Origin of the sequence: Thiorhodococcus fuscus, assembly GCF_042682685.1 — a bacterium.
Lineage (GTDB): Bacteria > Pseudomonadota > Gammaproteobacteria > Chromatiales > Chromatiaceae > Imhoffiella > Imhoffiella fuscus.
Genome location: NZ_JBHUHX010000014.1, coordinates 1 through 5645 on the forward strand (window position 1 = coordinate 1; position 5645 = coordinate 5645).

Annotated in this window: 6 protein-coding genes; 1 reads left to right on the forward strand and 5 read right to left on the reverse strand. The window is 59.1% G+C overall.

The window, feature by feature from the left end:
• Positions 1 to 54 precede the first annotated feature (54 nt).
• Complete coding sequence (locus tag ACFSJC_RS06540; RefSeq protein WP_386024910.1) at positions 55 to 1377, forward strand: KUP/HAK/KT family potassium transporter; 1323 nt, start codon at positions 55 to 57, stop codon at positions 1375 to 1377.
• Positions 1378 to 1406: 29 nt separating this feature from the next.
• Here the strand turns inward: ACFSJC_RS06540 and ACFSJC_RS06545 are convergent, their stop codons facing one another.
• From ACFSJC_RS06545 to ACFSJC_RS06565, 5 genes are all read right to left on the reverse strand, one after another.
• The gene (locus tag ACFSJC_RS06545; protein ID WP_386024914.1) at positions 1407 to 2069 is read right to left on the reverse strand and encodes a DedA family protein; all 663 of its coding nucleotides are present in this window, start codon (positions 2067 to 2069) and stop codon (positions 1407 to 1409) included.
• Between the two features lie 39 nt (positions 2070 to 2108).
• Positions 2109 to 3383, reverse strand: coding sequence for a YfdX family protein (locus ACFSJC_RS06550; protein ID WP_386024917.1), 1275 nt, complete (start codon positions 3381 to 3383; stop codon positions 2109 to 2111).
• A 289-nt stretch (positions 3384 to 3672) separates the two neighbouring features.
• Positions 3673 to 4176 (reverse strand): GNAT family N-acetyltransferase, encoded by a 504-nt coding sequence (locus tag ACFSJC_RS06555; RefSeq protein ID WP_386024920.1) that lies wholly within the window; start codon positions 4174 to 4176, stop codon positions 3673 to 3675.
• A gap of 119 nt (positions 4177 to 4295) precedes the next feature.
• A complete protein-coding gene (locus ACFSJC_RS06560; protein WP_386024922.1) occupies positions 4296 to 4787 on the reverse strand; it encodes a hypothetical protein in 492 nt (163 codons plus the stop codon).
• A 111-nt stretch (positions 4788 to 4898) separates the two neighbouring features.
• Positions 4899 to 5555, reverse strand: coding sequence for a LysE family translocator (locus ACFSJC_RS06565; protein WP_386024925.1), 657 nt, complete (start codon positions 5553 to 5555; stop codon positions 4899 to 4901).
• Positions 5556 to 5645 lie beyond the last annotated feature (90 nt).

The window sequence follows — 5645 nt, forward strand, 5'->3', positions numbered from 1 at the left end:
ATCGACCCGTATCCGGACTTTCAGTCCGTAGCTTCAACCCACCAGCTTTAGCTGGTGGTTGTTGAGTGGATCCTCAAGGCTCCCGGTGTGCTGGCCGCGCTGGATCCGCGTTACGCCGTCTGGTTCTTCCAGGACAACGGTTGGATCGGTTTCCTGGCGCTCGGCACCGTGTTCCTGGTGGTGACGGGCTCGGAGGCGCTCTACGCGGATCTGGGCCACTTCGGCCGGCGGCCTATCCAGATGAGCTGGCTGTTTCTGGTCTGGCCGGCCTTGATGCTGAATTATCTGGGGCAGGGCGCTCTGCTGTTGAGCGCGCCCGAGCATCCGGGCAACAGCTTTTTCGGGCTGGTGTCCGGGCCGTGGCTGATCGGTCTGATCGGCATCGCGACCCTGGCCACCGTCATCGCCTCGCAGGCGATCATCAGCGGACTCTTCTCGCTCTTCCGCCAGCTCGGCGAGCTGGACTATTACCCGCAGCTGCGGGTCAGCCACACCTCGGCGAGTCAGGCGGGGCAGATCTACATCGGCTCCATCAACTGGCTGCTGATGGCCGGCACCCTCCTGCTCGTGCTCGGTTTCCGCTCCGCAGACGGTCTGGCGAATGCCTACGGCCTGGCGATCGGCGGGGTCACCCTCATCACCTCCGTGCTCTTCTTGGGCGTCCAGCGCAAGGTCAATCGGCGCGGCTGGTTCGCCATCCTGTCTCTGGGAGTCGTCTTCCTGGGCGTCGATCTGGCCTTCCTCGCGGCGCTCTCGACCAAGCTGTTCTCCGGGGCGCAGATCATCGTCGTCATCAGTGGATGCATGCTGCTGATCATGCTCACCTGGCGCTGGGGCCAGGACCGGCTGCGCTGGGGCCAGCAGCAGACCGCCCCCTTGCTGACCGACTTCGTCGCCAGCGAGGCGGTCCAATCGGCCGCCCGCTCGCCGGCAAGCGCCATCTTCCTCACGCGGACCGCGCGCCACGTCCCGCAGAGTCTGCTGCACAACTTCCGTCACAACCAGATGCTGCACCGCGAGACCTATGTCCTGCAGATCGAGATCGAAGACGCGCCCCGCGTGCGTCTGGAGGACAAGCTGACGGTGGAACGCCTCGGTTCCGGCTTCTTCGCGGCCGTGCTGTGCCTGGGGTACATGGAACGACCTCGCTTCGAAACCATCCTCGATCTGCTCTCGCAGAGCGCCTATCCGCCACCAACGGAGCATCCGAGCCTCTTCCTCAGCCGCGTGCGCGTCAGCATCGCCAAGGTCGGCACGGCGAGCCGCTGGCGGGCGCGGCTCTACGCCTTCATGCAGCGCAACACCCCCAGCCCGGCCTTCCTGCTCGGCGCGCCGCCGGAGCGGCTGATCGAGATCGGGGTGCATTATGAGCTGTGAGGCGTCTTGTTCCTAAGTTGCGCTGCGCGCTACCCAGGCGGCTCGCCGGGGCCAGGGCCTTGCAAGCGCACCCCCGATCTCTTTTCCGAGGTGCTGTCCGGTCCGCGCGACAGCAGTCTCCAAATCACCAAGGCCAGCGCGACCAGCGCGATGGTTGCCACCCAGGGGTTGAGCTGCAGGATGAGACGATGGATCGCTCCGGGGTGCTGGTCGAAGGTATAGAGTCCGATGACCCAGGTGAGGACCCAGAGCGCGGTTCCGGCCAGGTCTGCGAGGAAGAACCGCCGCCAGGGCATGCTGGCGCTTCCGGCGACCAGGCCGTCGAGCTGACGGGTGCCGTCGAAGAAGCGACCGAAGACGAGGAGCCAGATCCCGAAGCGTCTGAAGAAGCGCTGGAGTCGACCGAGGCGGCGACGGCGCACGCCACTCCGCAGTAAGAGACGGCGTCCGCCGTTGCGACCGATCCAGTACCCGAGATTGTCTCCGGCGACGGCGGCCGGCCAGCAGGTGAGTAGCACGCCCGCCAGGCTGAGTTCGCCATGTGCCGCGAGGATCGCCGCTGCGGCCATGAGAATGCCGCCGGGGAGCGGAATGGCCGCGCCCTCAAGGGCGACGGTCACCGCTAACACGGGATAGCCGTAAGCCTGTAGCCAGGGTGTCATGCTTGCCACTGTCGTCTCGAATACGCTCAAGAATGCATCTCCGCGCGGGGCTTGGTGGGAAGGATCGGGTCAGAGCCGATGAATCAGGTCCGCCAGGGCGTCCTCGGTCTGCTGGAATGCCTGCGTGCTGTCCGCTGCGTCGTCGTCCCTGTTCACTGCCTGGTCAATGGCAGTGACTTGGGCAATGACATCCTTGACCTCCGCCTTGTCCGCATCATCCACCAGCGGAAGCGCCGCATTCAGGTAGCCGTTCGTCTCGGCCAGCTCCGCCCTGGCTGCGTCGTTGTCGCGCGAGTAGAGGTGGTCGATGCGCGCGTCGGCGAGGTGCAGCTTGGCTTCGATCAGCTCCTTCTTATCCTTCCGACCGGCCCGCATCCGCTGCCAGCCGGTACTGATGTATTCGACCGAGCGTTCCGAAAGCGCCTTGGTTTCTTGCCAGGTGCGCTCCAGTTGACGCGTGATCGTGTCGTCTCCGTCGTCGATCATTCCGTGCAGCTCGCGGACTTCGGAGACCAGTCCGGCTGCGGTCTCGCGAGTGACCTGGTCGGTGCTTTGCGCTGCCCGTTCGAGATAGCTGACCGCGCGGTTCAATTCGGCCTTGGCATAATCCATCCGGCCCAGCTCGCGGTCCTTCCAGGCGCGCCAGAGTGAGCTTTTCGCTTGGGTGAGGGGCGACTCGATCCCCATCGAGACGAAGACCACATTGCCCTCGGCATCGGCCAGCGCCGCGTCAGCTGCCTTGGCATCCTGCTTGGCGATGTCGGCCTTGGCTTGAGCGATGAGATGCCGGGTGCTGTTGAGCGGCAGATCGGCCTCGACGTAAAGCAGAGCTGCGTCGACCGCCTGTAGTTGCTCGGTGGCCGCAGACTTGTCGCCCTTCTGTAGGGCTTGCTGGACTCGATCCAGATGTGCCTTCGCCTGTTCCGTGGGCATGGCGTCGACCAGTTCGTCGAGCGAGGCGTAGATGGGGATCAGATCGGGGAGAACCGCTTCGCTGTCTTCGTACTCCAGGTGCTTCTTGGCGATCCAAACCCGATCCTTGATGACGGTGGTCGGTAGCATCTCCTGGATGTCGTTCAGGCTCTGTCCGGCCTGATCGAGCTGCGACTTGGCTTTGACCAGATCGGGCGAGTCGCCGTGCAGCTCGCCCCGTGCACCGGCGATGTTGCGCAGAACCTTGACCGCTGCAGCGGAGAGGCGGGATTCGTTCTGGGCCGTGAGCGGGCGCGACTCGATGTCGCTGGACGCCGTGCTCATTGTATCGTCCGCGAACGCCGGATTCGCGGTCCCGAGCGCGATCAAAATGGCTGCCGCGACCGGAGCGGTCGAGAAATGTCTGGACATGGTTAGAGCCTCCTCGCAATGCGTCCGCGTGCTCAGTGATGCTCCGAGCCTCACCCACGGTGGACATCATCCTGGGGCGTCGACTGGGACTCGGAGTCGGTGGTTCGCACTGAGTGAAGCATCGACCGTGCCGAAACCGAGAGGGCCGATACGTCAGTTACTTAGAGAGGCAGGAGCGGAGGAGGGCGCATCCATCTGGTTGCTGTCGACCAGCCGGGCTTGGTTGTTAGGAGCCAAGTGCGGGGCTGCTTCGACACCTATCGTCCGATGGCGAGTCCGTTGCGAGCGATCAGGCGTTCGGCGGGTCCTCGGCTAGCCATTTGTACATCACCAGAGCATCGATCAGACCCTTGGCCGGATGATCGAACGCTCTTGGCAGGCGCCCGACGGTCTCGAATCCGAGCCGGGTCCAAAGCCGGATCGCCCCCAGATTGCTGGATGCGACGAAATTGAACTGCATGGCCTTGTAGCCCAAATCGAGCGCAATCGCCTGGGAATGCGCGCACATCGTCGTCGCCAGACCCTGACCGCGAGCGGCCGATGCGACCATGTAGCCGCAGTTGCAGACGTGATTGCCGGGGCCGGCCTGATTCGTCTTGATGTAATAGGTGCCGGCAATCCCTTCATTCGTCTCGGCGACGAATGTCTTGCGGGGCTGTTGCATCCACAGCCGTTCCGCCTCCTCCTTCGAGGTTTCGCGTGGATAGGCATAGGTCTCACCGGCCGAGGCGATCTCCCGGAATATCGGCCAGATCGCCTCGAAATCGGTGGTCGTCGCTTCTCGAATCTGCATGGTTTCGATCAATGTGCTTCGGGTTTCGGGGGCATTGCATGATGCAAATGGTTGGCTGGCTTTTTATTTGCGCCATAGTCTTTCGCAAAGGACAAATAGCACGCGGCTACCTCTGGTGATCAAATAAATGCGTCCGCTTGTGCGTTTCCGTGCTTGGAGATTGCGTCCAAATTGCCAAGTATGTTTAATATTTTTCTGTCTTTTTCCGCAAAAGATAACTCGCCTTGCTGTTCATGCATTTTTAATTGCTGCTCCCAATGAGCAATGAAGTCTTTGGGGGTTTCCGGTCGATTGGTTGCGCCGGGATAACCGTCCCCGAGGTCAGGTTGAAAAGACAGCAGGGCGTGATCTTGAAAAGAGATGAAACCTCCTTGGTAAAGATCTTGGCTCATCACGGACATCTCACGTGGAGATATGTTTCGGACATTATATTTTTGCGCAATCCTTGAGAGAGAGTCTGCGCTTTCAAGATTGGTGGTGTCCTCGCTAGGCGAAGTCGTTGCAAGTTGTGATTTTGAAGTCGAGAAATTTTGGTCGCTGACATTTCTTGTGGCGGGAAAAGCTGCCGGAATAGCAGTCAGTCGCTTTTGTTGTGTTATGTCGTAAGTCATGTATTTGGATCCGTTCTCTCGGGCGATGGTGGCGATAATCCGTCTCCTCGGAAAAACGCCTGTCGATTGCGCGCGCGCTGCACGAGCTTCCGTGGTTGCGTTTGTTGTTTTTTACCGATTTGCCCAAACGGACTTAACGATGCTAAATCCAATGCCACCTAAAATAACGCCAGTTATTTTGTCTAGGTAAAACGCTATTTTAGTAAATTTGTTCCGCACCTTTTTGTTAGACAGCACATAGATGATAGCGATATCCCAAAAGAGGACGACAGCAGTCATCCATGCCCCGAGCAGTAGTTTGAACTGAAAACTGACCTCTGGTGTAAGCGCTACGGTAAATAGACTGAGATAAAATAAGAGGTTTTTAGGGTTTAAAATTCCAGAAAGAAAGCCGGTTATGAATTCTCTGAAAAAGGCAAGCGATGAAAAATTGGCGAGACCTTCCGGTTCTACAGTCATATTTTGATAAGCATTTTTTGGCGCTTTTAATGCGTTATATGCTATGTAAATGAGAAATAACCCGCCAATGAATTTGAGCGCAATCATTAGCGGCACCGAGGTGGAGAGAATGGCGCCAATGCCAATGAGGCACAATCCGATGTAAACGGCATTTGCAGTCGCAATACCAAATGCAACGCCAGTAGCATTTTTGCGGTTTCCTTTCAGTGCACTTTTTACAACCAATATGAAGTCAGGGCCTGGGCTCAGAAGTGCCAGGAAGTGCGCTATTGCCATAGTAATGAAGATGCCAATTGGTCCGATATCCATTGAAGCCTCTTTATGAATAAATTTATTGTCCGAAGCAGGGTTAAAACCACCGCCTTTAGGCGGTCAGATTTATCTTTGAAGCCTTTTGCA

What these genes read in the sequence shown, in the direction of transcription:
- ACFSJC_RS06550 (WP_386024917.1), bottom strand. Translation starts at nt 3,383, where the DNA reads ATGTCCAGACATTTCTCGACCGCTCCGGTCGCGGCAGCCATTTTGATC.
- ACFSJC_RS06555 (WP_386024920.1), bottom strand. Translation starts at nt 4,176, where the DNA reads ATGCAGATTCGAGAAGCGACGACCACCGATTTCGAGGCGATCTGGCCG.
- ACFSJC_RS06560 (WP_386024922.1), bottom strand. Translation starts at nt 4,787, where the DNA reads ATGACTTACGACATAACACAACAAAAGCGACTGACTGCTATTCCGGCA.
- ACFSJC_RS06565 (WP_386024925.1), bottom strand. Translation starts at nt 5,555, where the DNA reads ATGGATATCGGACCAATTGGCATCTTCATTACTATGGCAATAGCGCAC.